23 protein-coding genes, 1 tRNA gene and 1 pseudogene are annotated in these 25,319 nt (G+C 35.5%); 6 read left to right on the top strand and 19 right to left on the bottom strand.

What is annotated here, in order from left to right; genetic code table 11:
* Window positions 1-62: 62 nt before the first annotated feature.
* From G7084_RS04040 to G7084_RS04025, 4 genes and pseudogenes are all read left to right on the top strand, one after another.
* Window positions 63-329 (top strand): annotated as a pseudogene (locus tag G7084_RS04040) (hypothetical protein); the annotation flags it as partial.
* A 59-nt stretch (window positions 330-388) separates the two neighbouring features.
* Window positions 389-835, top strand: a complete 447-nt coding sequence (locus G7084_RS08245) for a PH domain-containing protein (protein ID WP_246163883.1) — start codon at window positions 389-391, stop codon at window positions 833-835.
* A 163-nt stretch (window positions 836-998) separates the two neighbouring features.
* Window positions 999-1,445, top strand: a complete 447-nt coding sequence (locus tag G7084_RS04030) for a tyrosine-type recombinase/integrase (RefSeq protein WP_166010275.1) — start codon at window positions 999-1,001, stop codon at window positions 1,443-1,445.
* A complete protein-coding gene (locus tag G7084_RS04025) occupies window positions 1,429-2,139 on the top strand; it encodes a site-specific integrase (protein ID WP_246163882.1) in 711 nt (236 codons plus the stop codon). Before G7084_RS04030 ends, G7084_RS04025 begins: the two co-directional genes overlap by 17 nt.
* A gap of 133 nt (window positions 2,140-2,272) precedes the next feature.
* Here G7084_RS04025 and G7084_RS04020 read toward each other — a convergent pair.
* Together G7084_RS04020 and ccpA are read right to left on the bottom strand one after the other, a co-directional pair.
* A tRNA-Ser gene (locus G7084_RS04020) sits at window positions 2,273-2,361 on the bottom strand.
* 228 nt (window positions 2,362-2,589) lie between these two features.
* Window positions 2,590-3,588 (bottom strand): catabolite control protein A, encoded by a 999-nt coding sequence (gene ccpA, locus G7084_RS04015; RefSeq protein WP_166011698.1) that lies wholly within the window; start codon window positions 3,586-3,588, stop codon window positions 2,590-2,592.
* 212 nt (window positions 3,589-3,800) lie between these two features.
* Between ccpA and G7084_RS04010 the strand changes: the two genes are divergently transcribed.
* The gene (locus G7084_RS04010) at window positions 3,801-4,901 is read left to right on the top strand and encodes a M24 family metallopeptidase (RefSeq protein WP_166010273.1); all 1,101 of its coding nucleotides are present in this window, start codon (window positions 3,801-3,803) and stop codon (window positions 4,899-4,901) included.
* Between the two features lie 98 nt (window positions 4,902-4,999).
* On the opposite strand, the gene nrdF is transcribed toward G7084_RS04010, so the two are convergent.
* The 3 genes from nrdF to nrdH form a co-directional block, all read right to left on the bottom strand.
* A complete protein-coding gene (nrdF, locus tag G7084_RS04005) occupies window positions 5,000-5,962 on the bottom strand; it encodes a class 1b ribonucleoside-diphosphate reductase subunit beta (protein ID WP_166010271.1) in 963 nt (320 codons plus the stop codon).
* Window positions 5,963-5,987: 25 nt separating this feature from the next.
* Window positions 5,988-8,159 carry a class 1b ribonucleoside-diphosphate reductase subunit alpha gene (gene nrdE, locus G7084_RS04000; RefSeq protein WP_166010269.1) on the bottom strand — a complete coding sequence of 724 codons (2,172 nt, stop codon included), beginning with the start codon at window positions 8,157-8,159 and terminating at the stop codon, window positions 5,988-5,990.
* Between the two features lie 108 nt (window positions 8,160-8,267).
* On the bottom strand, window positions 8,268-8,501 hold the full coding sequence (gene nrdH / locus G7084_RS03995) for a glutaredoxin-like protein NrdH (RefSeq protein ID WP_166010267.1): 234 nt from the start codon (window positions 8,499-8,501) through the stop codon (window positions 8,268-8,270).
* A 279-nt stretch (window positions 8,502-8,780) separates the two neighbouring features.
* Between nrdH and G7084_RS03990 the strand changes: the two genes are divergently transcribed.
* Window positions 8,781-9,470 carry a class Ib ribonucleoside-diphosphate reductase assembly flavoprotein NrdI gene (locus G7084_RS03990; protein WP_166010265.1) on the top strand — a complete coding sequence of 230 codons (690 nt, stop codon included), beginning with the start codon at window positions 8,781-8,783 and terminating at the stop codon, window positions 9,468-9,470.
* A 72-nt stretch (window positions 9,471-9,542) separates the two neighbouring features.
* Here the strand turns inward: G7084_RS03990 and G7084_RS03985 are convergent, their stop codons facing one another.
* The 14 genes from G7084_RS03985 to G7084_RS03920 form a co-directional block, all read right to left on the bottom strand.
* Window positions 9,543-9,992 carry a MarR family winged helix-turn-helix transcriptional regulator gene (locus tag G7084_RS03985; protein ID WP_166010263.1) on the bottom strand — a complete coding sequence of 150 codons (450 nt, stop codon included), beginning with the start codon at window positions 9,990-9,992 and terminating at the stop codon, window positions 9,543-9,545.
* Between the two features lie 177 nt (window positions 9,993-10,169).
* Window positions 10,170-12,965 (bottom strand): isoleucine--tRNA ligase, encoded by a 2,796-nt coding sequence (gene ileS, locus G7084_RS03980; RefSeq protein WP_166010261.1) that lies wholly within the window; start codon window positions 12,963-12,965, stop codon window positions 10,170-10,172.
* Window positions 12,966-13,220: 255 nt separating this feature from the next.
* Window positions 13,221-14,015, bottom strand: a complete 795-nt coding sequence (locus G7084_RS03975) for a DivIVA domain-containing protein (protein WP_166010259.1) — start codon at window positions 14,013-14,015, stop codon at window positions 13,221-13,223.
* A gap of 15 nt (window positions 14,016-14,030) precedes the next feature.
* Window positions 14,031-14,822, bottom strand: coding sequence for a YlmH family RNA-binding protein (locus G7084_RS03970; RefSeq protein WP_166010257.1), 792 nt, complete (start codon window positions 14,820-14,822; stop codon window positions 14,031-14,033).
* 28 nt (window positions 14,823-14,850) lie between these two features.
* Window positions 14,851-15,111 carry a YggT family protein gene (locus tag G7084_RS03965; RefSeq protein ID WP_166010255.1) on the bottom strand — a complete coding sequence of 87 codons (261 nt, stop codon included), beginning with the start codon at window positions 15,109-15,111 and terminating at the stop codon, window positions 14,851-14,853.
* A 12-nt stretch (window positions 15,112-15,123) separates the two neighbouring features.
* Window positions 15,124-15,606 carry a cell division protein SepF gene (locus G7084_RS03960; protein WP_246163881.1) on the bottom strand — a complete coding sequence of 161 codons (483 nt, stop codon included), beginning with the start codon at window positions 15,604-15,606 and terminating at the stop codon, window positions 15,124-15,126.
* 22 nt (window positions 15,607-15,628) lie between these two features.
* Complete coding sequence (gene ftsZ / locus G7084_RS03955; RefSeq protein ID WP_166010251.1) at window positions 15,629-16,876, bottom strand: cell division protein FtsZ; 1,248 nt, start codon at window positions 16,874-16,876, stop codon at window positions 15,629-15,631.
* A gap of 30 nt (window positions 16,877-16,906) precedes the next feature.
* On the bottom strand, window positions 16,907-18,259 hold the full coding sequence (gene ftsA / locus G7084_RS03950; RefSeq protein WP_166010249.1) for a cell division protein FtsA: 1,353 nt from the start codon (window positions 18,257-18,259) through the stop codon (window positions 16,907-16,909).
* Between the two features lie 141 nt (window positions 18,260-18,400).
* A complete protein-coding gene (locus G7084_RS03945) occupies window positions 18,401-19,243 on the bottom strand; it encodes a cell division protein FtsQ/DivIB (RefSeq protein WP_166010247.1) in 843 nt (280 codons plus the stop codon).
* Window positions 19,244-19,264: 21 nt separating this feature from the next.
* Entirely contained in the window at window positions 19,265-20,359 is a 1,095-nt protein-coding gene (gene murG / locus G7084_RS03940; protein WP_166010245.1) for an undecaprenyldiphospho-muramoylpentapeptide beta-N-acetylglucosaminyltransferase, read from the bottom strand.
* The gene (gene murD, locus G7084_RS03935) at window positions 20,359-21,711 is read right to left on the bottom strand and encodes a UDP-N-acetylmuramoyl-L-alanine--D-glutamate ligase (RefSeq protein ID WP_166010243.1); all 1,353 of its coding nucleotides are present in this window, start codon (window positions 21,709-21,711) and stop codon (window positions 20,359-20,361) included. The genes murG and murD overlap by 1 nt, the downstream gene beginning before the upstream one ends.
* A 45-nt stretch (window positions 21,712-21,756) precedes the next feature.
* On the bottom strand, window positions 21,757-22,746 hold the full coding sequence (gene mraY / locus G7084_RS03930; RefSeq protein WP_166010241.1) for a phospho-N-acetylmuramoyl-pentapeptide-transferase: 990 nt from the start codon (window positions 22,744-22,746) through the stop codon (window positions 21,757-21,759).
* Between the two features lie 49 nt (window positions 22,747-22,795).
* Window positions 22,796-24,925: a penicillin-binding transpeptidase domain-containing protein gene (locus G7084_RS03925; protein ID WP_166010239.1), complete on the bottom strand. Its 2,130-nt coding sequence runs from the start codon at window positions 24,923-24,925 to the stop codon at window positions 22,796-22,798.
* 14 nt (window positions 24,926-24,939) lie between these two features.
* Entirely contained in the window at window positions 24,940-25,305 is a 366-nt protein-coding gene (locus tag G7084_RS03920; protein WP_166010237.1) for a hypothetical protein, read from the bottom strand.
* Window positions 25,306-25,319 lie beyond the last annotated feature (14 nt).

Genomic DNA, 25,319 nt, shown 5'->3' with positions numbered 1-25,319 from the left:
GCCAAATTCCGTCTCCAGTTGCAGTATAATATCCACCACCAAAGTTTTTTAATTGTCCCGTATGTAATGAAACTAAATTAGGATTTTTAAATTCTGAAAAAATGAAAGACGGTAAGATATGCGCCAAGTGTGAAAGTAAATTAAACTTAATTCACGGCACACAAGGAAACGGAAAATATTTAAATGAACTGACAATTGTCGTAGCTCAAGAAATGATTCGTGATGGAAAGATTTTTAATGAACCAAAAGTTAAAAAGAATATAAATGCACAAAATGATAATAACGTTCCTGAATTAACACCAGAAATAAAAAAATTATCAATCAACTAGAAGATGCTGGAGTTTCTTATTTATTTGGAACTAGTAAGGAAGTAAATAATATCCCTAACATGTTAGATCAAGATGAAAAAATAATTTATGCAGTATCAGGAATGATGGCTTCTTCCGGATTTCTAGGTAAACATAATTTTACGGATACCGTATTGGCTTTAATAACAGATCGACGATTCATGATAATAAATAATAATTTACTTTATGGATCAGATTTTACCGAAATACCATTCAATAAAATAAATGGTATAAATTATTCCACAAAAATGGTTTTTGCGGAAATCAGAATTGATAACGGTATGAAAACTACGGAGATTGTAAACGTCAATAAACATTTTGCTCCCATTTTTGTTAAAAAATTAAAGGAAGTAACTTCTAACAATATTAAATCGGTTTCAGAATCATCTATTGCCGACGAATTATTGAAATATAAAGAACTCCTAGAATCAGGCTTGTTGACTCAATATGAATTCGATGAACAAAAACAAAAATTATTAAACAAATAAAAAACGCATATCCCCTACCGCCTAAAGTAAAAGGATATGCGTATCTTGAAAAGAATTATTGCCAACTCGTTTCGGTATTTATTATACCAGACCTAAGCATGTCTTTAAACTGCTTGCTCATTAATTTTCGATCTAAGCCGGGATGCAAAGAAAGGAAATTAAAATGAGTTATACAAAACAATCTGACGGGACATATTCTGTCCGCGTCTGCTACTCCGATTCTCTTGGTAAGCGCCACGAGAAAAAGAAAAAAGGTATCAAAACGCTCACTACTGCCAAGAAGTGGGAACGCGATACCTTAACTAAAATTGATGATGGAGAGTTTGATAAGTTTAGTTCAAACATGACTTTAAACGATGCTTTCAAAACTTGGTTAGATAGCTACTCTCAAAAAGTCTTACCATCAACATATCGTAAAGCTGAAAACTTTATCAACGTTCATATTTTAACATCAAAATGGTTTGATCAGGTAAAAGTCGATAAAATTACATCAGTCATGCTTCAAACTTATATTAATGAGTTGAGTACACTAAATGTTAATTATAGAAAAAACCTATATCCATTTAAGCAAGTTATGACCAATCTGGTTTCACTTGAAGTTATTAACTAAGAACCCATTTGATAAAGTTACATTTCCAAAAGCTAAGCCTGCCCCGGTATTTATGGATCGTGTGGATTATTATAAAAAAGATCAACTAAAACAATTTTTAGATACTGCTGAAAGTTTGTACGCTGATAAAAAATATCATGTATATACTCTATTCCGTCTTCTATCGTTTTCTGGAATGCGTAAAGGTGAGGCCCTGGCTTTGACTTGGAAAGATGTTAATTTTGATGATTATACAATTGACATTAATAAAGCTCTTTCAGTTGATAAGAATGGACAAACTATTTTGAGTACGACTAAGACCAAAGCTGGAACACGTATCGTAAAACTCGATAAAAAGACCATTGACGTACTTAAACATTATCAAGTAATTCAATCCACATTAATTTTAAAAAACGGTCTAAAAGCACAAGGATTGATTTTTACGAGTGATGATCTACAATCTTACATGAGAATTCAAAAACCACGGAAATGGTGCGAAACAATCACTAAGAAGGCAGATTTACCCCGGATTAAAATTCACGGCTTCAGACACACTTATGCTACACTTTCAGCTCAAACTGGAATGAACATCAAACAGTTACAATATCAGCTTGGCCATGATGATGTTCAAACAACCTTGGCAATTTATACCGCTGTTACAGAGGAGATGAAAGCTACTACTGCTGATATTTTTACCAGTCTAGTAAATTTCTAAAAAGTCCCCACCTAAGTACCCTTTTATTCGAACTTCGGCGAACGATTTTGAACTCCCACGAACACATGTATAAAAACAAACCCCGTCACATCAACGATTATCGCGATATAACGGGGTTTGTATTTTTATATAAAGGAGACAACGGGATTTGAACCCGTGCGCCGGCTCTACACCGGTTCGGCGGATTTCGAGTCCGCTGCATTACCACTCTGCCATATCTCCAATAAATAACTTATTTAATTATACCCATAATATCTAAGTGAATCAAGTATATTATAAATTAGTAATTTATATTTATTCAGCCTTCGCTATACGATTTATTAAAATATCACCCTAAAGATTTAATAAATTTTATTTTGCAAATAGTATTATTAAGGCTCATTTGTGCTTATAAAAAATCTGTATCTAAATCGATACAGACTTCAATGGAACTTGAATTGACTCAAAGACCTAATTTTTTGTTGATTCACGTTTGACATAACCATGTGCCAACAAAATTTCAGGTGTTTCTAGTTCTTCATTATTCATCAATTTAGTCAACATGCGCATTGACACAGCTCCAATATCATAAATTGGTTGAATAACAGAGCTCAATTGTGGACGAGTTAATAACGTAATATGTGAATTATTAACAGTGACCACTTCAAAGTCTTCTGGAATCTTTACGCCATTATCAGTCATAAAGTTCAAAACACCTGCAGCCATTTCATCATCAACAACCACTGATGCCGTTGCGCCAGATTGACGAATTTCATCCCCTAATTGATAACCACTTTGATATTCATATTCGCCAGCAAAAATTAAACTTTCATCAAATTTAATACCCGTATTTTTCAAAGCATTTTTATAGCCCTTCAATTTAAACTCAGTATTAATTGTTTGATCTAATGGACCTGAAACAAAACTAATTTTCTTATGACCACTAACAATTAACTTATCAGTAATTTCTTGGACAGCAGAAATATAGTCAATGTTAACCGATGGATTTTGATTCTCAACATCAACAGATCCAGACAATACAACTGGAACATTGGACTTTTCCAGTTGATCCCTTAATCGATCATCAATGATATTCCCCATATATAAAATACCATCAACTTGCTTACTTAATAATGATTCAACTACTTCAGCTGCATTTTTCTCTTCTGAATTGGCTAAAATAATTTGGTAATTATACATCCGTGCCACATCATCAATTCCTCGTGATAGTTCCGAAAAATAGACATTCGTAACATCCGGAATTACGATTCCAACTGTAGTACTTCTCCGTGATGCCAATCCACGCGCGACGGCATTGGGTCGATAATTTAACTGTTCAATTACTGATTCGACTTTTTCTTTTGTCTCACTACGTACATTAGTGTTTCCATTAACTACACGTGAAACAGTAGCCATTGAAACTCCCGCTTCACGGGCAACATCATAAATTGTAACTGCTTGTTTTTCCATCATATAGCACCTCCTTTTAATAATTAATTTTTATAAACGTTATTATATCAATTTATGAAAATTAATACAACCGTTTTCATTCCCCATTCATACGCATTTAACCAACATTTTCACAAACTTATTTAAAAAATAATTTTATTTACTTTAAAAAAATGAAAATTTTTTCATAAAAGTGTAGAATATACATTACTATACAGATGAGGAGTAATTTTATGTCTTTAAAAATTAATCAAATTCAACAATGGCTAAATGAAAATGAACTAGACGTGGCTTATTTTTCAGATTTTCATTCTATCTCATATCTAACTGGATTTGAATCTGACCCGATCGAACGAATTTTAGCACTCGTTATTTTCGCCCAAGATGATCCAATTATGTTTACCCCTGCCCTAGAAGTTGAAGCAGTTAAATCTGCTGGGTGGCAATTTCCTATTTATGGTTATCAGGACCACGAAAATGGTTGGCAATTATTAGCTAACCATATTCGAGAAAGTACCAAGCATCTAACTCGCTGGGCCATTGAGAGCGAGCAGCTAACCCTTGCTCGGGCTGATTTGATTAAAACTGCATTGCCAGAAATTAAATTTAATGGTGATCTAACTAATATTATTCAACAAATGCGCCTTCACAAGTCGGCAGATGAAATACAGAAAATGCACTTAGCAGGCGATGATGCTGACCTCGCATTTGAGGCTGGTTTTGCTGCCCTTCAAACTGGGGTAACTGAATTATCCGTGGCTGCCAGTCTCGAATTTGAAACGAAGAAACGTGGCATTCCGGGAATGTCATTTGAAACTTTGGTTCAATTTGGCTCGCACGCAGCTGAACCTCATGGTGCTACGGGATTAAATCAGTTAACGTATGGCGACATGGTACTCTTTGATCTGGGAACCATTCATGATGGTTATGTTTCAGATGCTACACGAACGGTCACCTTTGGAAAAGTTTCTGAACATCAAAAAGATATTTACAATATTGTTTTGGAGGCTCAATTAGCTGCCCAATCTCAAGTCATGCCAGGTATGACTGCCAACCAGTTAGATGAAATTGCCCGCGATATCATCACTAAGGCTGGTTATGGTCAATATTTTGTTCATCGTCTCGGCCATGGTCTGGGTTCTTCAGTACATGAATTCCCCCAAATTATGGGTGGCAATGACCTAGTACTTGAACCTGGTATGGCTTTCTCTATTGAACCAGGAATTTATATCCCAGGTGACATGGGAGTTCGTATCGAAGATTCGATTGTCCTCACTGAAACTGGTGCTGATTCATTTACTCACCTATCAAAGGAATTACGTATTATTGATTAAGCAACCTTCAGATGATGATAGGCATCTATTAGTTTATTATCTGTTTTAAGTTCATACCTTCAAAAAAACCAGTCAGATCTATCCTGACTGGTTTTTTATTACTCTAATCCATAATTATAATCATCATCATGCATGACTTCAACTTGTCCTAATCGATAGCCATTCCCAACCTGAGAGAAAAAATCATGATTTGATGTCGTTGTTGAAATTCCATTCATCACAATTGGATTCACATCATCAGCGCTATCTGGGAACATCGGATCTTGGCCCAAATTCATTAAAGCTTTATTTGCGTTATAACGAATAAAGGTTAAAACCGACTCTGACCACCCCATTGGATCATATAATTCATGTGTAAATTGTTCTTCATTATTATATAAATCAAGTAAGAATTCATACATCCAGTTTTTAAATTCATTTTGCTCTCCATCGCTTAACTCATTAAAACCAAGCTGAAATTTATAACCAATATAAGTTCCATGTACTGATTCATCTCGTAAAATCAATTTAATAATTTCTGCCACATTATTCAACTTATTATGTCCTAAATAATACAATGGCGTATAAAATCCCGAATAAAATAAGAAAGTCTCTAAGAAAACAGAGGCGACCTTTTTCTGCAGTTGAGTTCCTTCCTGATAAACGGTATTAATTTTATTTGCCTTATATTGTAAATATTTGTTTTGATTAGTCCAAGAAAAAATTTCATCAATTTCATCTGAAGTATTTAGTGTTTCAAAAATGGAAGAATAGGATTTTGCATGAACTGATTCCATAAATTCAATGTTATTTAAAACAGCTTCTTCATGTTGCGTGCGAATATTCTCTTTAAGTGATGTCATTCCATCTTGAGATTGCAATGTATCTAATAAAGTTAATCCACCAAAAACATGCCCAACTAGATAATGTTCTTTTTCAGACATTTTACGCCAATCATCTAAATCATTTGATAAAGGAATTCTCGTATCGAGCCAAAATTGTTCCGTCAATTTCTCCCACGTTGCTTTATCAATTTGATCTTCAATAACATTCCAATTAATTGCTTGATAATTTTCTGCCATAGCTAATTGATCTCCCCTGTGCTTTTTAAATTGAACATGACTCACACTCATTCACACCCATTTCATTCTCATCATCTGTATAGGTCCTAATATAATAAACAGATTTTATATCCTTATGATAAGCATACATTCTAAGGATATTTAAGTCACGAGTTGTCATTTTGTTTGTTCGGTCTTTTTTCCATTCATATAGTCCTTCAGGTAATGTCGACCTCATAAACAATGTCAATGCCATTCCCTGATCAATATGTTGCTGAGCCGTTGAATATACATCGATAACTTTACGCATATCTAGATCATAAGCAGATTCATAGTATGGAATAGTATCATTTTGTAAGTATGGCGCCGGATAATAAATTTTACCAATCTTCTTCTCCTGGCGTTCTTCAATTTTATTAATAATTGGATGTAACGAAGCAGTTGAATCATTAACGTATGAAATGGATCCAGTCGGTGCAATTGCTAATCGATAGGCATTATACAAGCCAAATTCTTGAATTTGGTCTTTCAAACGTTGCCAATCGGAATGTGTGGGGATATGATGTTTTTTAAATAGCATTCGAACTTTTTGAGTCTTGGGTTGAACATCCGATTGCAAATATTTATCAAAATACGTTCCATTTGCATAATCAGACTTTTCAAAATCGTAAAAAGATTTTTGCCGTTCTTTAGCAATTTGATTTGATGCTAATAATGAATAATAATTTAGCATCATAAAATACATATTAGTAAAATCTATTGCTTCTTCATCACCATAGTACATTTTGTTTTTAGCAAAATACGCAGCCAGTCCCATTGCTCCCAATCCTACCGCATGTAATTCTTGATTCCCATTTTGAACTGATGGAACTACATCCAAATGCGAATTATCTGAGACAAATGATAAGGCCCGAATCATTGTATCGACTGATTCCGCAAAATCATCAGTTTCCATCATATTCACAATATTCGTGGAACCAAGATTACATGAGATATCTGAACCCATTTGCTCATATTCTTGTTTATTATTTATAATACTTGGCGTTTGAACCTGCAAAATCTCTGAACAAAGATTGGAAGAAATAACCTTTCCAGCAATTGGATTAGCTCGGTTAACTACATCTAAGTTAATGATGTATGGATACCCTGATTCTTGTTGTAATTTAGAAATTTCATTCTCCAAATCGCGTGCCTTAATCATCGTTTTTTTAATATTTGGATTGTCCACAAGATTATCATATTCAGCACTCAAATCAATATAATTAAATGGTTTTCCATATTCTCGTTCAACATCGTATGGTGAAAATAAATACATCATAGCATCTTGCTTAATTAATTCATAAAATTTATCAGGTACTGTAAGGCCTAAAGAAAGTGTCTTAACCCGAATCTTTTCATCCGCATTTTCCTTTTTAGTTGCTAAGAATTGCATAATATCTGGATGAAATACAGACAAGTATACTACACCTGCTCCTTGACGTTGCCCCATTTGATTAGAGTAGCTAAACGAATCTTCCAATAATTTCATTACCGGAACAACACCCGAAGCCGCATTAGTAATACCCTTAATCGTCGATCCTGCTTCACGTAAATTAGATAAATTAATTCCAACACCACCACCCATTTTTGACAATTGAAGCGCTGAATTAATGACTCGACCAATTGAATTCATATCGTCTGTGGTCTGTAATACAAAACACGAAACTAGTTCACCACGGCGGGCCTTACCCGCATTTAGAAATGATGGCGTGGCTGGTTGATAACGTTGATGAATCATTTCATTAGCTAAGTTCATTGCCAATGATTCATTCCCATTGGCATAAAATAATGCATTCATCGCAACTCGATCAATATAATTCTCAACATAAAAACGTTGGTCATTGGTCTTTAGTGCATATTGTGCATAAAATTTATACGCGGCCATAAAGGATTTAAATTTAAAATTTGCTTCCCGTAAAAAATGATACATTTTCTCAATAAAATTAAAATCATACTGTTCAAGCATTGTTGCAGCAACAAATTCATTTTTTAATAAATAATCAAAACGATCTTTTAATGATTCAAACTTAAGCGTATTCGGAATAACATTTTCTTTCAAAAAAGCTTCCAAAGCTTCATGATCCTTATCAATTTGAATCGTCCCATTTTTAGGAATATTTAATTCATTATTCAAATCAAAATATGTTACTTCATCTTGATTTAGTGTATCCAATGCCATTCCAGTTGCCCCCTGTTACATTGCTTCAAACAAAAAAGGCCGCTCGTAAAATACAATGCTGACCCTCTTTGTGAAATAGTCAATTAACTTCATTAACCTCATATTAGCTTAGATTGCAATACGTAATTTTTTTAATAAGTCTGGTCGAAATCCCTTAATCGGTTCTTGTTGATCTACGAAGATAACTGGAACAGCTTGATAACCTTCATTTTTTAAAAAGTCCATTGCTGCAGTGTCTTCTTCAACATTCTTTTCAATAAAATCAACCTCATACTGTAATAAGGTTTTTTTAGTCATCATACATTGCACACAATTATTTTTAGTATAAACTGTTACTGACATAAATAAATTCCTCCATCTCCATTAATAATTTTAATTTTTCTCATCATACTTTATGCTCTTTAGTATACTGGCGAAAATAACATAAAGCAATATTAAAATTTATTTTCTTTAATGATATGGAATTTAAAACAACTTGTAAAAGCTATTTTAAAGCCATTTTTAAACGATTATCTCAAAAAAAATAACATAACATTCCGTTATGTTATTTTTAATAATAGTTGTTTATTCATTTTAAATGGAGTATCTTTATACTATTATATTCATCAAGGAGTTTCTAATATGGTCATTCAGTTACTATACACATCAATTGCCGGAAATACTAAAAATTTTATTAAAAATTTTATAAAATTTGCTCAAAATGAACAGAGTAACTATCAATTTCAAGCTATTGAAATTTCAGATAACACACAAATTACAAATTTAGATTCTCCAGCATTTGTCTTTGTCCCAACCTACCTAGATGGTGGAAATGGAATCCATAGTGGCGTTCAAGAAATTCTAACTAATTCACTTTTCGAATTTATTGATGATCTGCCCGATAAAAGTAAAATCTTAGGAATTATTGGTTCTGGTAATAAAAATTTTAATGCGCAATATATTTTAACAGCTCGTCGATATGCGATTCAATGGGGAATTCCATTAATTGATAACTTTGAATTACGTGGTGTCCCAACAGATACGCAACGCATTTTTAAAAGTGTCATGCTACGCCTAAACCAATTTAATCGCAATGAAACAATTAAATTTAATCCAACTAATGCCTTTCAATGTATTACGAATTCAGAATCTGAATTACTTTTAATTGACGAAAAAAACCATTTAGTTTCTCCCATTTTCTTTAGTAGTAATATTAATTTAGATCCCAGCCTCTTAACCCTCATTAAAGTTGAAAAACCTGATGAATTATACTCAATTCAAGTTAAGGCACTAACCATGCAACACTATTGGTTTATTCCAAAGTCTATTTAACCATTCTTTTTGAATTATTATAAAAATATCCACACCAGTTAAGTTGAATGGTGTGGATATTTTTCATTTAAATTAATCAACTAAATTTTTTAAATAATCTTGCAATTTGAATATTGCATTTTGCACAGTATTTGAGGCAGTATTATCCAAATCGCTAAACATGGTATGCGTTAATCCTCGGTGAAAGGCATCATGCGAACGACAAACAGCCTGACCTTTGGAAGTTAAAACGATTAAAACAAGCCGTCGGTCAACGTTATCTCTTTGCCGTTCAACATATCCTTTACGCACTAATTTATCAATTGAACTCGTCATAGTACTTGGTGTGACATGAACAATATTTGCCAACTTTGACGCGGCTACTTCACCTTGTCCTCCAATAGCAGCAATGATATGCATATCTTTCAATGTAATATCACTAAATTCGGAGTCTCGTAATGAAGCCTCCTCAATCCACATTGCATTATTAAACACATCTACAAGTGAATTATTAACATCTTCAAAAGAGATTTTATCCGCCATTTGCGCCACCCTTCATTCCTATTATATTTACCACAGTTACTTCTGATAATTTGAACATCTAAATATTAGACGCTTTATCATAACGTGTTCTTTTTTTTTTGTCAAATTAAATTTATCTTTACTAAAAAACGAGAATCCTGATTATAAAATCAAAATCCTCATTTTTAATTTTTAAAACTACTCTAATCCTTCATCCAATGCCTCTGGAAAATTATCACGAACAATCTGCGCTTCATGCTTTGAAAGCATTGGGAAGTTCAGATCCTGTCCAAGATCTAGATGGTACATTCGATCACGTGGTGACATCTCACCATCTGCATGCTCAACCAGAACAAAATATTCATCAAAGCGGTCTACATCAACAGTCTTTTCATCAATATTCTTTAATTGCAATTGTGAAACCAACAGCAGAATACGAATATCCTGTCCTAAACTATCAATTAATTCTCGTTGTTCAGGCTGTAGGTATAGAGTAACCGCCGCTTCCGCTGGTTTTCCAATCAAATCATTATTACGCGCCACTTCAAGAGCCTTATTGACAGCCGAACGGACGTCCATAAACTTCGACCAACGGTTTAGCAAATCACCATCATATTCAAGATTTTCAATATCTGGCATTTCAGTCAAATATGCAAAATCACCTTCTTCATATGGCAAATATTCAAAGATTTCCTCTGATGTATGTGGCAAAATCGGTAACATTAGACGATTTAGGTCCACTAAAACCTTATAAAGTACGGTTTGAACCGACCGTCTTAATTGTCCTTTTGGTGCTTCAACATATAATACATCTTTATTGAAATCCAAATAAAATGCTGACAGATCAACAGTAATAAAATTCATTAGTGTTTTATTGACAACTTGGAAATCGTAGCGATCATAAGCTGCCTTCATTTCTGCTACCAATTCATTAAAACGAATATAAAAATATTGATCAACTGGAGTCATATCATTAAAAGCAATTTGATCTTGTATTGGATCAAAGTCACTTGTATTGGCCAATAAGAAACGCATTGTATTACGAATCTTACGATAACTTTCCGAAGTTTGTTTAAATCCATCCATTGACACACGAACGTCTTGAGATGTATCAACCGTAGATACCCATAATCGAATAATATCAGCACCCATACTATCTGTAATCTCACTTGGTTCGATTGTATTACCGATAGATTTTGACATTTTTTCACCATTAGCATCTAAGGTGAAACCTTGGGAAAGCACACTCTTGTAAGGTGCATGCCCAGTAGCAGCAACCGAAGTAATAATTGATGAATTAAACCATCCACGATATTGATCAGAACCTTCTAATACTAAATCAGCTGGGAATTCCAAATTATCACGTGTAGCCAAAACGCCTTGATGTGAAGTACCTGAATCAAACCAAACATCCATAATGTCATTTTCTTTGGTAAATAATCCATTTGGTGAATGTTCGTTCGTATATCCAACCGGTAATAATTCTTGCGCTGATTTTTCAAACCAATATGTAGAACCGTTTTCTGCTACTAAATCAGCAACATGTTCGATGACATCAGGGTCCAAGATGGCCGTTCCATCTTCGGCATAGAAAATTGGCAATGGCACACCCCAAACTCGTTGACGTGAAATTACCCAATCACCACGATCTTTCAACATATTATACAGGCGTTTCTTTCCCCATTCAGGTGAAAATGTAACATTATCTAGTTCTGATAATAAATCATCTCTAAAATCAGCGACTGAAGCAAACCATTGTGGTACCGCTCGATAAATAACCGGCTTCTTAGTTCGCCAATCAAATGGATATGAATGCGTGATATCTTCTTGCTTCAAAAGGTTACCTTGTTCAGCAAGTTTTTTTAATGAGATTTCATTGGCATCTTCATAAAATGCTCCTTCGAATTCAACTCCAGCTTCTTTAGTCATTTTACCTTGATAATCAACTGGAACGGCTACTTCGATCTTATACTTTTGACCAACATAGAAATCATCTTCACCAAATCCAGGCGCGGTATGTACTAATCCTGTCCCTGCATCTAATGTCACAAAATCAGCTAACATGACTAATAGATCAATATCCTCATAGAAAGGATGTTGAGCCGTAATATACTCTAAATCTTTCCCTGTAAATTCGGCTAATACCTCATACTTTTCCCAGCCAAATAATTCAGCATCATGCGCTAATAATTCAGTAGCAATAATGTATTTCTTATTAGATCCAGCTGGTTTAACTTGTGAATATTTAAATTCAGCATTTACCGAAATTCCACGCGACCCTGGAATTGTCCAAGGTGTTGTCGTCCAAACTACAAAATATGTATCATTATCAAGCAGTCCTTTACCATCTTTAACTTGTTCTGCATAATAGGCTGTTGGAGAAGTAATATCGTGATATTCAATTTCTGAAAGCGCTAAAGCCGATTCAGATGACCATGACCAAAAGACAGGCTTCTTACCCTTATAGATATAACCCTTCTTAGCCATAGTACCAAATACACGTATTTGCGCTGCTTCGAACTCAGGCATTAATGTTAAGTAGGGATTATCCCAGTCAGCCGCAATTCCAAGCCGCTTGAAATCATTCATTTGTTTTTTAACTTGTTTATGCGCAAACTCATCTGCCATTTTACGCCAAATAACCGGACCAACCGCCTTGCGATCCTTCCCCATCTTAGTTAGTTGTTGCTCAATCGGTAATCCATGTGTATCCCAACCGGGAATAAATGGTGAGCGGAAGCCATTCATTGACTTGTAACGGACAATAATATCCTTTGAAATTTTATTCATTGCATGCCCAATGTGAATATTACCATTTGCATAAGGAGGTCCATCATGCAAAATAAAGGTTGGCTTACCTTCATTCAATTTTTGCCGAGCCTCATATAATTTATTATCTGCCCAAATTTTTTCACGGCGCAATTCATTTACCGGTAAATTACCGCGCATTGGAAACTTAGTTTTTCCAATATTCAATGTATTTTTAATTTTCATAAAATCACCACTCCTTTTCCATGTTATAAAATAAAAAATCCGCATTGATTAAAATTAAATAATCAATGCGGGACGTCAGTTAATTAACGTGGTACCACCCGAGTTCACCAAAAAGGCCTCAAAATCGTATAAATTTGGTTTTTTAGTGATAAATATTAAGCTTAACTTTTCCCGGCTTGCACCACCCCGAAATCGCTTGAAAGTATTCTTAATACCGTTTGGTTAAAAAACTTTAATTGTAATGATAATCTAAAACTAATCTTTATTCAAGAATTGACCTTTATTTTCATCTTTTTCTGGTAACACAACCACTGTATCGACCTCGTCAGTTTTAGCAGCATTTTTTTTATTATCTCCAGAGAATTCAGCTAATTTAGCTTGTACAGCCGCTTCAAAATCTAAATCAGCTGATGACGACGCCATCGAAGACGCTTTTGGAGCCGCTGATGATGAAGCCACTGCAACAGACGTAGCGGCTTCTGATGATACCATCTCATCAGAAGCCGAAGAACTAACTGTTGAATTAGAAATATCCGCCCAATCAGCATCATTATTAACAAGATCAATTTGATTCTTCAAAATTCCAGTTAATTTACTCTTAAATGCTGTCATTTCTTGATTCAAAGCATCCTTTTCAGCCTTTAAACGATCAATCTCAGCTTGTGAGTCATTCTTAATTTGATCTGCATCATTATTGGCTTTTGTAATAATACCGTTAGCCTTTGATGTTGCATCAAGTACTGTCTTTTGAGCTTGTGACTCTGCTTGTGAACGAGTTGCTTCGACTTCAGATTCAGTCTGCTTCTTCAAACGTTCCGCAGCTTCTTGAGCAATCAAAATTGAAGAATTAACTGATTGTTTCATTTCCTCAACCTGTTGAGCATTGGCTTCTGCATCAGCCACCTTAGTCTTCAAAGTTTGATTTTCATTAATCAAGTTCTCAAAATCAATTACAACTTGATCCAAAAAGTCATTGACCTCAACTTTATCAAATCCGCGCCCACGACTAGTAAAATCTTTTGAGTGAATTTCTTGTGGTGTTAATGCCATATCTCTATCCTCTTCCTATTTTTTGATAATATTTAAGCTAATTCGCCATTTGTCTTTTTTAGTTTGTCCATTTAACGCCGTTATCTTCAAACGTCCATAACGACGGACAGAAATTAAATCATTAATTGCAACGACTTCATCAGGTCGTTCCATCACGGTCCAGTTTATCTTAACCAAACCATGTTCAATTAGTTCTTTTGCTTTGGACCTAGATATATTATAACCATTTGCTACAATAATATCCAATCTTAACGAAGTCACTAACGTCTCTTCTAGCAAATAATCCTGTAATGGTTCTAATACATTATCATTTTCTACATTTAAATAATGCACCTTAACTCGTCCAATTCTAGTTAAGTCTGGTGACTGTTGAATGTACTGAGCAATTGGATCTGTAACAATCACTTGCCAATTTTGTTGTTCATCAACAATGATATCCCCAATTCGATTTCTTTGTAATCCTGCATTAACTAATGCTCCTAAAATATCACTATGATGTAGCTCAGCAAATTTTACAGGATAGTTAATCTGCAAAACTCTTAAATCAAAATCACTAATCTGCCATTCATAATAACTAGGAATAAATAGTCCTCTTTGATTTTCAGCATCATCATAACCACCCCAAAATACCACTTTAACCTCATCATCTCCATTAATCAATGTCTCCACGATATAACGTTGGCGCGGATTTAAGAAGTCGGTTAGAATTGGACGATATTCGTCATGGACTTGCCTTAAAAGCCCTTCAGCAAAGTCAATGAAAGGTGATTCATAAGCTCGAAAATGTTGTTTTATCTGATCAACCACTTTCTCATCTCATTTCAGTAATTAATAATTAAAACATTTGACTAAGCATTCTTAGTCCTAATTCGGCTGCTTCTAAAATTAAAATTGCAATCAATGGTGAAAAGTCTAACATCCCCGTCCTAGGCATTACCTTACGAACTGGTTCAACAATTAAATCACTCATTTGCGTGGCCCATTGTCCAAACTTACTTTGCAAAGCGCCTGGAAACCATGACATTAAAGCAGTAATAACAATCAATAATTCTAATCCAGCAATTCCAAAATGTACTAAAGCAAAGATTAAATTCATATATACCTCTAATTAATTTTCAAACGAATTTCCCAAATTTTGTGAAATTGTCCCTGAGATTTCAAAATTGTGTGGTGTTGCCAAAAAAATAGACTCCCCAATTCTTTGAACACTACCTTCCACAGACTGTGCGGCCCCTGCTAAATAATCCACAATTCTCATTGATTGTGCATTATCAATCGAACTAAAATTAATCAACGCTGCATTTCCATTTAAAATTTCGTTTACAATTTCTTTAACGTCAGAATAAATTCGTGGCTCAAAGACAACAATCTTAGCCAAATCACCTAATTGAGCATCCATTGCTAAAACATTAGGTCGCTGTTGTTGTTTTGACTTAGGCCGTGAATCAGTATTGTTTACCGGATTAGTTGCTGCCGTGTTTGCAGCACTCTCATCTGCAGTTGCCACTGGTTCATCATAGTAGCCTTGTGATGAAGAACTATACTCATAGTCTTCTTCATCAGAATTAAAAAATTTTTTAAATGTTTCCATGAAGTTCATGTCCTATTCTCCGTTAGTTGTTACCACGGTTTTTCCAATTAAAGAACGGTGGGCGTTCCACTTCTTCTTCATCTTCCGCGTCGTTTGATGAAAAAGTATCAAATGATTGAAGCTCAGAATTTGATTCGTTCATTGTTGTTGCATCAGCTGAATTTGAATTCAAACTCTGATTTGTATCGTATGCATTCCAACCAGCAAACGGATCATTAGTCTTAACATTATTATTAAGTGCTGCATTTCCATCATTAGTGGTCTTGGTTTGATTTGAATTGGTTTGATTCAACTTTAATTCTGGCTTTGGTTGAGCTTCTCGATCGATTCCAGTTGCAACCACCGTTACTACTATTTCTTCGCCTAGTGATTCATCCAAAGTTGTTCCGAAGATGACATTGACATCATCGCCGGCAGCTTCTTTAATTGCATCAGCTGCTTCTTGTGCTGCGAACAAAGGCATGCTATAGCTTCCCTTAACTGATAGCAACACATCAGTAGCTCCATCAATTTTAGATTCAAGTAATGGTGATTTAATGGCAGCCTTGGTTGCATCTGTAGCAGCACTTTCTCCACTAGCCGATGCAATTCCCATAACAGCAGTTCCCTTATTTTCCATTACTGTCTTAACATCCGCAAAGTCGACATTGATTAACCCGGGATTAGTAATTAATTGTGATATTCCACTCACTCCGTTTACTAAGACCGAATCTGCCATTTTAAAAGCATCTACCATTGTTGTATTACGATCCAAAACTTGTAACAAATTATTGTTTGAAACCACGATCAATGAATCAACATTTTTCTTTAAGTTTGCAAGGCCTTCAGCAGCTGCGGTACCACGTTTTGGTCCTTCAAAACTAAACGGACGAGTAACCACTCCCACCGTTAAGGCCCCTGCTTCTTTAGCAATCCGTGCGATAATAGGTGCTGCACCAGTTCCGGTTCCACCGCCCATTCCAGCTGTGACAAAGACCATATCAGCTCCATTTAAAGCTTCAGCAATTTCAGCTTCAGATTCTGATGCAGCATCAGCCCCAACTTCAGGTCGAGCTCCTGCTCCGAGTCCTTTAGTCGCTTTTGATCCAATTTGGATCTTAACTTCTGCTGGTGAACTAGCAAGGGCTTGTGCATCTGTATTAGCTACAATAAATTGTACGCCACTAACACCGCTAGCGACCATCTGAGCGATTGCGTTTCCACCACCACCACCGACACCAATCACCTTAATTGCTGCTCCAACCGGTTGATTTTCCATTTGCATTTCCATTCGGATAATCCTCTTTCATAAATTAATTCTTTAATTAAATAACTCACTAAACCAAAGTTTTAAGCGTTCTACGATCGTAGGTTTACTAGCTTTTTCTGATGAAGATTCCGGACCAGTTTGACGGAACCGCCTCATGTCATCCTCTTCATTTGGTTCAACTGTCTTTCGGACAATATATTGATCTGACTTTGGTGCAACAATTGTTTTAGGCTCAACAGTGATGGGAATACCTAACATTGCTTGTTTTACAATCAATGCCACCTTAGTCTGTTGCGCAGCATAATTTACCAAAGCCCAAGAACCAACAAATGCCGGATTTTGCAAACCAATTTCATGCGGCATAAATAATTTTGCATTAATACCATAAGCCGCTTGCAATATATCTTGTGTATGTCGCAAAGTAGCGCTTCCACCCGATACAATCATACCACCTGGTAACTGAAAAGCTGAAACGGTGTCTAAACGCTCACCCAACTTCGTGACAATTTGTTGCATGCGTGCTCCAATAATTTCACTTAGTTCTAATTCTGAAATCCGAATTGGTTTTTTGCCAACTGGGTTCACAGTTAACAAATGCGCTTCATTTGCAAATTGTGGTGCAGCAACTCCAGCATCTAATTTCAGCTGTTCAGCATCTTGATTACTAATACTTAGCACGGTGCCAATATCCTTTGTTATATTAGCACCACCAGCACCATAAGTTGAAATAAATTTAATTTGATGATTTTGAACGATGGTTGCCGTAGTTTGACCAGCCCCCAAATCTAATAAGATCGTTCCAAATTCTTGTTCAGCATCCGTTGCAATTGTTTGACTTGCTGCAAGAGGCGCTAAGACTAAATCTCGTAAATTAAGACCTGCTCTTTCAATTGCAGATCGCAAATTTGAAATTAACAATCGAGGACCGACGTACGCGGTTGCATTTAAAGTCAAATGTGATCCAACCATATCGTTTGGATCTAACACACCGGTTAAATCATCAACCGTAAAATCTTGGCCCGTAAGATCAAGCACCGCTTGATCATGTTCTAACGGAATATTAATTGCAGATTTAGTAGCAGCGATTACATCTTGATAGGATATATGCTGTGAATCTTGCGAAGTAACTGTTCCACGCACCATCCGCATTTGAATTGCATTGGCTGGAATACTAGCAATCACTTCAGTAAAATCTTGATTTGTTTGTTCTTTAACTTGCGATAGGGCTGCTTGGATATCTTGTGCTGCAGCATCAATATCTACAACCATCCCTCGCTTGACGCCATGGGAAATTGATCTCCCGACCGCAATCACATTCACCTGTTGATCTCTAACATCAGCAACTAACACTTTAACAGTACTAGTTCCTACATCAAGGCCAACAATAACGCCGTGATTAGCCATTGTCGATCCTCCTCTACCATCTATTTTTAAAATTTTATTATTTTCAGTTTCATACTTAAAATAATACCATACATAACCGTATAAATACTAATAATTATACGTATTATTCAAGTATTTCACAGACTAATGTTACGCTTTCATTTAATATTGCTGAAAATAGGTTCCAACTTGAAAATTAAATGTCCCATTTTTATCTGTTTGTGCGACCATTCCAGGATAATATTTTAATTTTTTATTAATATCAGACCATTTAATCAGGACTTTATTTCCGTCATCCATAATTAAAGTAAGTTTTTCATCATCTTCTTGATCTGGACTCCAAATTATTTCTGAGACACTATGTTGTAAAGCTGTTGAGATGGACGCAAATTGTGTAGCAACTTTTCTGACACTCTGGTAATCCGGGAATTTTTCATACGTGGGTAAATTCTGAGGATTTTTATCTTCAGATTGATTATCAATTAATCTTCCATCCGATAAAATATAATAATTATGATTGTTTTTATTTATTAAACCTACTTTAGAATTTTCTTCAACTTTAATTTGCGCAATTCTCATATTCAAATAATTAATTTTAATATTTTTTAACTGCGGATTATTTTTTGCATGCTGAGTAAAATAATTCTGTTCACTTAATAATTGCCAAACTGGTATATTTTTATTGATATCAGATGCTGCTAATACCTCTGCTTTACTCAAGTCTTGATTGCCAATAACTTCAATTTTTTCAAATCGCATGAGAGGTGATAACAGTAGTAGCATAATCACTGCAAAGATTGATAATATCAATATCATATGTATGCTATTTCTTTCCATAAAATTAAATTTAGATCGATTTTGTGATTTCGAAATAGCGTCCGTTCTGGGAGCACTTTTGATGGGCATGCCTAAACTTTCAGCAAAGAATTGATTAATCTGTTTTCGCATACTCTTATCAGATTGCTCACCGTGCATTAATTCATCGCGTTCATTTTTTTTAGTCATCTGTACTCCTTTCACGTAATTTTAAAGCGCCGACTTAATCAAATTGATAAATTGATCGGCTGAGTCAGTTACGCCCAATTTCTTCGCTTGTTGAGCCATTTGCAAACGACGTTTTTGATCTAACATTAAGGCATTAACTTGGGTAGCTAGAACTGATCCTGTTAAATCAACTTCACGAATCATTAACGCTGCTCCTGCGTCCACCATACTTTGCGCATTTTTAGTCTGATGATCATTAGTGACATATGGACTTGGAATTAGAATCATTGGCTTGCCTAAGGCTGTTTGTTCAGCCAAACTTGTTGCACCCGACCGACCTATTACCAAATCAACCCGGGGCATCAGATCTTGCATATTCGCAATATATGGCATGATTTTAATATTCGAATTAACCTTTAGTTGTGCCGCTTCAATTTGGTCTTGAACTTGCTGAAAACGATTTTTACCAGTAGCAAAAATGATTTGATATTCTTGCTGATTAAAAGTAGGTAGAGCTTCAACCATCGCCTTGTTCAGTTTAGGGGCACCTTGTGATCCACCAAATACTAAGACAGTTGGTAGATCATTTAATAAACTTAAATCAGATAAATCAAAATTCGACTTTAGACTTCCTGAAACAACTTGTTGTGCTCGTGGATTACCCACAATTTTAGATGTCTTAAAAAAATGTTCTGCTGTCGGAAATGCAATTCCGACCTTACTAACTCGGCGTTTCAAAAATTTATTCGTAACTCCGATCACTGAATTTTGTTCGTGAATAACCGTCGGAATTTTTAAAAGTTGCGCCGCATACAAAACTGGTCCTGCAACATATCCTCCTGTTCCAACAACCACATCAGGTTGAAATGCTTTTAATATTTTTTTAGCTTTGCGAACAGCCGTTAAAAACAGGTAAATCGTTTTTAAATTTTCAAATGAAATACTACGGACAAATCCTTTAATTTTAACGGCTTGAAATTTAATTCCAGCACCTGAAACGATCTCCTTTTCGAGCCCGCGCTCTCCGCCAATGTATAAGAAATCCACCTGTGGATCTTGTTTCGACCATTCATCAATAGTGGCTAAGGCTGGATAAATATGTCCTCCTGTTCCACCACCAGAAAATACAACTTTCATTACATTTGCTCCTTTTGTTGGATGAATTTTTGCATTGATGCAATAAAGACATCACCACGAATTTCAAAATTATCAAATTGATCCCATGAAGCAGCCGCTGGAGAAAATAATATCACATCATTTTCTTCACTAAAATTAAATGCTGGCTCAAAAGAACTTTTAACGCTCACTGTTTCCACAACAGGGATTGCTAATTCACGAGCAATTTTGGCCAATTGTGGACCAGTTTGTCCAAATGTTACCATTGCCTTGACATGGGACTTAAGGTCCGACCTTAAACGGCTCAAATCATCACCACGATCCAGTCCACCCGCCAATAAGACGACAGGTTGTTTAAAGCCTGACAAAGCTTTTTGAGTAGCTTCAATATCTGTAGCTTTTGAATCATTGTATATTGTGCGGTCTTGAAACTCACCAATCAATTGAAGTCGATGTTTAACTCCACTAAAAGTTTGAAGAGTTTTTGTAATGACATCTACCGGAATATGATTTAATCGCCCAATCGCAATTGCCGCAAGAGCATTCTCAATGTTATGCTCCCCAGGAACCCCAATTTGATCAGCTTGCATTACTTTTTCAGTTTTAAAATACAACCAACCATCTTTTAAATAAGCTCCATCTTGGCTTAAATTATTCCGCGAAAATGGAATTACCTGTGCATTAGTTGTTTTTGCTATGGCTTGCCATTCCGGATTATCCCAATTAATAATTAAAAAGTCATCACTTGTCTGGTTTCTTGTAATATTTTGTTTAGCAGCGACATAATTAGCCCGTTTTTTATGCCAATCTAAGTGCGAAGAAAAAATATTAGTTATTACAGCAAAATGTGGCTTCACCATCGGTGTATCAGTTAATTGAAAACTAGACAATTCAGTAACAATAACGTCTTCTTTATTTGAATCAGGTGTAACTTCACTCACTGGGATACCAATATTACCCGCAATCAAGACGTGTCCTGTAGCTTTCGGCATTGCTCGCATTACAGCAGCAATCATTTCAGTAGTTGTTGTTTTACCGTTCGAACCAGTCACAGCGATCCAATTACCTTGAATATATTTTTGCGCCTCTGCTACCTCGACTTCAATTTTGATACCACGCTCGTTAGCAGCCTTCAAAATCGGAACACTATGCGGAATTCCCGGATTTTTAACAATTAAATCAATTTCACCTAATAGTTCCAAATTTTGTTGTGTCGTAAATTTAACCCCTTGCGCTTGCAGTTGTTGAACGCGTTGATCTTTCAAATCCAAATTAGGATCTGAAACAAGCACCTCTGCGCCTTCACGCCGTAATAATTTTGCTGCCGCTGCACCAGAACGTGCAAATCCAATTATTAATACTTGCTTAGTCATCAATCCTGCTCCTTTTTCTTACTAACATAAAATATTATTTATAGATTACAACCATATCAAAAGATATAGAGCTGCCATTAAAGCTGCCACAATCCAAAATAATGTATCAACTTTCCATTCATTCCATGGATATTTAGGATCCATGCGCCAACCACCCTTCTCGAAAGCATGATGAATAGGCGCCATTAAAAATACCCGCTTTTGAATAAAATGATATACCCCAACTTGAATCATAACTGACAATGTTTCAAGCATAAAGACTAAACCAATAAGTAATAATGACCATTCAATATTTAAAACTAAGGAGTTCATAGCCAATCCTGCTCCCAAGGCTAAAGATCCTGTATCGCCCATGAAAATTTTAGCGGGATTTTGATTCCACACAAAGAAACCTAATAAAGCTCCGATCACAAGCGCATTTAGCGCAACTACATCATAATTACCTTGCTTCAAAGCAACTACTAGATATGCACCGTAAGCAAGGATTGATAATCCGGTTGCAAGTCCATCTAGTCCATCTGAGAAATTAACCGAATTTGACCAACCAACTAACCAGATAACAGTAAACAATCCAAAAAACACTACATTTTGAATGTTCATAAATCCTAAGTGCAAAATAAAATCAAAATTACCCCACAATAGTAACGAAAATGCTATTAGTGCAGCTACAATTTCAGCAATTAACTTGGGTAAAAATCTAAATCCCTCATCCCGCTTTTCGAAAATTTTGACACTATCATCAAAGCCGCCAACCAATGCATATAGTAAAATCGATAAAACAATCGCCCAACTCGTTGGATTCATGACACCAAATACTATTTGCTTCAAAGCAAATAGTAGAAAAATCGTTACAATGAATCCAGCTCCGCCCATTGTGGGTGTTCCAGCCTTAGCTTGGTGATCTGGTCCCTTTGCTGAATTACGAATGACTAATTGTTGAATTTTAATTTTATTAAACCAATTTTTTAATAAATAAGTTCCCCCTACAGAAACTAAGAAGGCAATTAAGACCTCAGGTAACCATTTTTCTATCATTTTTTATACTCCTCCAAAATAATCTCTTCTTGATTTTAACATTGTTTAACTAAGGGGTTTTAAATTTAACAGTTATTTCATGAATTCCATCAGCAATCCGTGTCTCAGGTAATACTGATTGCTCCGTTAATAACCCTTCCCCACTCGCATTGATTTTAATATCAACTAAACGTCCCCAATTCTTTACGTCTTTTTTAGACCATCCTTGCATGTTGGGAACTTTGATATTACCTCCCGCCAGCAAAAAGATGCGCTGATTCAAAATTGTTTTTTGACCACCAGCTGGATATTGATCCTTGACTAATTGTCCGTCACCAACAGTTTCCGTCTTTAAATGATTTGCTTCAATTTCTGTCTCCGCCTTGGTAACCGTTTCATTCTTGACTGTTGGAATTTTAGTTTGTTGTCGATCACTAATTACGGCTTTTTTATCGGAATTATCCATTTGCAAGGCTTGTTGCATTGTTGATACAAAAACATTCGACATATCCTTCGCAATATTATTTGTATTTGATTGTGGTTCTTTTACCACGATATACATCATGTAGCGTGGATTATCTGATGGAGCCATCCCCATCCATGAATGAATTTCATTACTATTATCTCCAGGCTGAGTATAGCCACTAGAAGTCGAGATTTGGGCGGTACCAGACTTACCAGTCGTTCTTACATTGGGAATTGCATACATTGACCCTAAACCTTTTACGTTATAGATAACATTTTCAAGTTCTTTTCGCGTTGCAGCAGCCGTCGACTTCTTGATTGGCTTTGATACCTTTTCACGTTTAGCACTATAAATGACTTTTTGGGTATTTGGATCCACAATTTTTGAAATAATATTTGGCTTAATTTCCTCGCCATTGCCAGCAATAGCTGAATATGCTTGGAGCATTTGTGCTGGTGTAACTTTAATTCCTTGGCCAAAGGCGGTATTGGCTTGTTCAATCGGATATCTAAAATTCATTGAACCAGTTGATTCGGAATTAAATCCCATATTTGTAGGTTTTGTAAACTGAAAGCGATCAAGATACTTTCCCCATGTTTTTGGTCCCATTTTTTGTTCTGTTAAAACCATAGCCACATTCGAAGAAAGGGCAATCCCATCAGAATATGATATTTGACCCCAACCAGCCCCATCATTCCAATCTTTCACAACTTTATCATCGATCTGAATTTGTCCAGAATGATAAGTATCATTACCATTCCAATTATTAGTATCAATTGCTGACGCCAATGTAATCCCCTTTAAAACCGATCCTGGTTCAAAGGGCTCTTGCACTAAAATATTAGACCAAAATCCGCCAAATCCCGCCTTAGTAGTTGCATTATAAGTCGGTCGCTGTGTTTCTGCCACTATATCACCGGTTTTAGTATCAACAATCGCTGCAAAGGCTTGTTTAGGTTGTAAATCACTTTGCAATTCATTCATTTTATCTTCAACAGTGGATTGGAGCTTTGTGTTCAATGTCGTATAGATATCATACCCATTCTTAGCCTCTACACTTTTTGTCTGTTGGCTCAAATTTCCATTCTTAATGTTATTTGCGCTCACACCCGCTTGTTCTTGTAATTTTTGATTCCAAGAAGCTTCAATCCCCGAAATCCCTTTAATTTGATTGGTTCCAGTTGAACTGGTTGCGCCAATTAGATCAGAGGCAAATTGACCATTGGGATAAAGACGCGCCGGATGAGCTTCAAAAATCAGACCTGGAATTTTTTTCTTTTTAATATCACGGTATTTTTCTTGAGAAATATTACTACCATTATTTCCAAATTGCACTTGAAAATAATTATGTGCAATTCCATTTTTGATTATTTTCTGGTAGTAATTAGCATCTCCACCTAACTCATTAGCAATTTCTTGGGATACAGCACTAACTTGATTGGCTTTTACATAATTAGGCTGGTCTTTTTGTAAGACAATAATAGCCGTATAGACCGATGAATTCTCAGCAAGGACATTTCCAATTGAATCATAAATTTGCCCACGCTTTACCGTCTCTTGGTCTTGTGTTTTATAAAGATTTTGAGCTCGTTGTTCCAAATTAACATTATCAACTGAGTGAGTCGCTGCAACACTAAAAAAACGGGAGCCAATATAGAAAATCACTCCTGTCAGAATACATAGCATAATAATAATCGCGCCATGTGATCGCTTCATGTTTCCTTTATTTAACATCCGTTTTCCTCGTGTTATTTAACATTTTTAATATTATTGTTTTCTAACGACATTCCAGCTTTTTGAGCAATTTCATTTAGCCGTTGTTGCGTCGTTAAATTACTAATTTGTTCTTTTGTGTCATTATTTTTATTTCGATAATTTTCCAACTGTGTCGCATTAGCCTGTGAAGCTCCATTCAACAAATTAGCTTGATTCGAAAGCCAAACACTAATGACCCCAAAACACATCGTTATTAAAATTGCACAAATAATATGCTTAATTTCATTTCTCCAAGGTGTTTTAGCATAACGAATTCTTTTAGCAGGAAGAGCTTTTGACCGTTGTTTAGGGGAATTTTTCTGTGGTTGTGGTTGCCATTGTTGCACATTTTGGGCCATAATATCATTCCTTT

This window comes from Weissella coleopterorum (genome assembly GCF_011304355.1).
GTDB classification, from domain to species: Bacteria; Bacillota; Bacilli; order Lactobacillales; family Lactobacillaceae; genus Weissella; species Weissella coleopterorum.
This window is presented reverse-complemented; position numbering and strand designations above follow the sequence as displayed.

What these genes read in the sequence shown, in the direction of transcription:
- G7084_RS03975 (WP_166010259.1), bottom strand. Translation starts at nt 14,015, where the DNA reads ATGGCATTAACACCACAAGAAATTCACTCAAAAGATTTTACTAGTCGT.
- G7084_RS03945 (WP_166010247.1), bottom strand. Translation starts at nt 19,243, where the DNA reads ATGACTAAAAAAAATGAACGCGATGAATTAATGCACGGTGAGCAATCT.
- G7084_RS08245 (WP_246163883.1), top strand. Translation starts at nt 389, where the DNA reads ATGTTAGATCAAGATGAAAAAATAATTTATGCAGTATCAGGAATGATG.
- G7084_RS04030 (WP_166010275.1), top strand. Translation starts at nt 999, where the DNA reads ATGAGTTATACAAAACAATCTGACGGGACATATTCTGTCCGCGTCTGC.
- ftsZ (WP_166010251.1), bottom strand. Translation starts at nt 16,876, where the DNA reads ATGGAAATGCAAATGGAAAATCAACCGGTTGGAGCAGCAATTAAGGTG.
- ccpA (WP_166011698.1), bottom strand. Translation starts at nt 3,588, where the DNA reads ATGGAAAAACAAGCAGTTACAATTTATGATGTTGCCCGTGAAGCGGGA.
- G7084_RS03960 (WP_246163881.1), bottom strand. Translation starts at nt 15,606, where the DNA reads ATGGAAACATTTAAAAAATTTTTTAATTCTGATGAAGAAGACTATGAG.
- G7084_RS04010 (WP_166010273.1), top strand. Translation starts at nt 3,801, where the DNA reads ATGTCTTTAAAAATTAATCAAATTCAACAATGGCTAAATGAAAATGAA.
- G7084_RS03990 (WP_166010265.1), top strand. Translation starts at nt 8,781, where the DNA reads ATGGTCATTCAGTTACTATACACATCAATTGCCGGAAATACTAAAAAT.
- G7084_RS03965 (WP_166010255.1), bottom strand. Translation starts at nt 15,111, where the DNA reads ATGAATTTAATCTTTGCTTTAGTACATTTTGGAATTGCTGGATTAGAA.
- G7084_RS03925 (WP_166010239.1), bottom strand. Translation starts at nt 24,925, where the DNA reads ATGTTAAATAAAGGAAACATGAAGCGATCACATGGCGCGATTATTATT.
- ileS (WP_166010261.1), bottom strand. Translation starts at nt 12,965, where the DNA reads ATGAAAATTAAAAATACATTGAATATTGGAAAAACTAAGTTTCCAATG.
- nrdE (WP_166010269.1), bottom strand. Translation starts at nt 8,159, where the DNA reads ATGGCATTGGATACACTAAATCAAGATGAAGTAACATATTTTGATTTG.
- murD (WP_166010243.1), bottom strand. Translation starts at nt 21,711, where the DNA reads ATGACTAAGCAAGTATTAATAATTGGATTTGCACGTTCTGGTGCAGCG.
- G7084_RS03920 (WP_166010237.1), bottom strand. Translation starts at nt 25,305, where the DNA reads ATGGCCCAAAATGTGCAACAATGGCAACCACAACCACAGAAAAATTCC.
- nrdF (WP_166010271.1), bottom strand. Translation starts at nt 5,962, where the DNA reads ATGGCAGAAAATTATCAAGCAATTAATTGGAATGTTATTGAAGATCAA.
- murG (WP_166010245.1), bottom strand. Translation starts at nt 20,359, where the DNA reads ATGAAAGTTGTATTTTCTGGTGGTGGAACAGGAGGACATATTTATCCA.
- G7084_RS03985 (WP_166010263.1), bottom strand. Translation starts at nt 9,992, where the DNA reads ATGGCGGATAAAATCTCTTTTGAAGATGTTAATAATTCACTTGTAGAT.
- mraY (WP_166010241.1), bottom strand. Translation starts at nt 22,746, where the DNA reads ATGATAGAAAAATGGTTACCTGAGGTCTTAATTGCCTTCTTAGTTTCT.
- nrdH (WP_166010267.1), bottom strand. Translation starts at nt 8,501, where the DNA reads ATGTCAGTAACAGTTTATACTAAAAATAATTGTGTGCAATGTATGATG.
- ftsA (WP_166010249.1), bottom strand. Translation starts at nt 18,259, where the DNA reads ATGGCTAATCACGGCGTTATTGTTGGCCTTGATGTAGGAACTAGTACT.